Here is a 1555-nt window from a genome sequence, read left to right on the forward strand (position 1 = left end):
CTTCAGTTGTGGTGAAAGAACCCGACATGAACGCATCATCGTTTTGGTCTGAGCCAATTGAGGCGAGATCATCTTCGTCTACTGTTAGTGGAACAACATTGTCAATGGTTGGAACGTCATCAGTAATCGTGACAGGAATGGTCGCGGTCGTCGTATCGCCGTCAAAGTCTGTTGCAATGATTGGGAAGTTCAGTACTAATTCATCGCCGTTTAACGCGTGATCGACCGGCCCTTCCAGACGGAAATTGTATGTGCCATCAGCATTCACGTTCATGGTGAAGACAGGATTGCCATCCGCGGTAGCCACGTAAGTAAAGCTGCCATCAGCATTCGCAGTCTCTACCAGAGTAACTGGCTCACCTTGGGAGGTTAGCCCCGAAACAGGATCAGCCGTTGAATCAAGTTGGTAGCTCACCACACGGTCTGAACCTTGAGTAGTCGTAAACGCGCCTTCAACAAACACAGCATCAGTTTGGTCTGAGCCAATGCCTGATAAATCATCTTCGTCTACAGCCAGAGGCACAACATTATCGATGATTGGTGCATCATCCGTGATCGTGACTGGAATGCTTGCCGAAGTCGTATCACCATCAAAATCGGTGGCAATAATTGGGAAATCAATCGTCAAGCTGTCGCTGTTAGCTGCATGGTCAATCGGGCCTTGCAGCGTAAAGTCGTATGTACCATCTGTTGCTACATTCAACGTGAAGACTGGATTGCCGTCAGCGGTCGCAACATAAGTAAAGCTGCCGTCGCCATTCGCGGTTTCCACCAAGGTAATCGCCTCACCTTGAGACGTTAGCCCCGCAACAGGATCAGCCGTTGAATCCAGTTGATAGCTCACCACTCGGTCAGAACCTTGAGTGGTGGTAAACGCACCTTCAACGAACAGATCGCCGCCAGGGTCGGAACCCACACCGCTAAGGTCATCTTCATCGACACTTAACGCATCCACCGCTGTGATGGTCGGTACATCATCAACAATCGTGACTGGAATGGTTTCCGTAACGGTATCGCCATCAAAGTCGGTTGCGATAATTGGGAAGTTCAGTGTCAGCTCATCACTATCAACCGCGTGATCAATTGGCCCTTCTAGCGTAAAGTTATAAGAGCCATCAGTATTCACTGTCAGCGTAAAGACCGCTTCAGAGCCCGCTGTTGCTTCGTAGGTAAAACTGCCATCACCATTTGCAGTTTCTGTTAGCGTGACAGCCACACCTTGCGAGGTTAAACCGTCAACTGGTGTTGATGTGCCATCGAGTTGGTAGCTCACTACTCGGTCAGAGCCTTGTGTAGTGGTGAAGTTACCATCAATAGAAATCGGGTTGCTTTGGTCTGAGCCAATTGAGGCTAGGTCATCTTCATCAACCGTGATTGCGTCTACGTCAGTAATAACTGGCTTATCGTCCACAATCGTCACAGGGATCGTGGCGTTTGTTACATCACCATCAAAGTCTGTTGCGATGATTGGGAAGTTGAGTGTCAGCTCATCGCTATCTACCGCGTGGTCGATTGGACCTTCAAGCGTGAAGTTGTAAGAGCCATCGGTATTCAC

The 1555-nt window shown here is 49.3% G+C and carries 1 pseudogene; it reads right to left on the reverse strand.

Annotation, left to right across the window (positions count from 1 at the left end):
- Nucleotides 1-1555, reverse strand: a pseudogene (locus KI742_RS23465) (hypothetical protein); the annotation flags it as partial.

The sequence above is a fragment of the Vibrio sp. D417a genome (genome assembly GCF_030248595.1).
In the GTDB taxonomy this organism is placed as follows: domain Bacteria; phylum Pseudomonadota; class Gammaproteobacteria; order Enterobacterales; family Vibrionaceae; genus Vibrio; species Vibrio alginolyticus.